Annotated in this window: 1 protein-coding gene; it reads left to right on the forward strand. The window is 39.7% G+C overall.

What is annotated here, in order from left to right:
- Positions 1-15: 15 nt before the first annotated feature.
- On the forward strand, positions 16-360 hold a 345-nt coding region (locus A3751_RS16275), incomplete at its 3' end, for a hypothetical protein (protein ID WP_197466419.1).

Here is a 360-nt window from a genome sequence, read left to right on the forward strand (position 1 = left end):
ATAGGAGAAAACTCCATGAAAACCCGTAGCATTTATCAAGAAATCATGCCCGAAACCTTGCTAAAGCTCGTAAATAAATTTTTGGAGAGCTCATACGTCACTCGTAAAGATGCGAAAAAACTAGACAACGATGACAAGCTGTTACTTGTCCATTTTTTGGAGGGAAAAAGCATTTTTCTTTTCTCAGGCATAACACCATCATTCGGAAAAATCGACGGAATCCAAGATCTACATAATCCCTTTCACATTGCCTCCCTACTGAAACTCCGGGATTCTGGATTATTGATAGAAACTTCCAACTCGATTATAACTGCCTATATCACCGACCCCTTCAACAACGATTATTGGAACGCCCTAGTT

Source organism: Oleiphilus sp. HI0080, assembly GCF_001635135.1.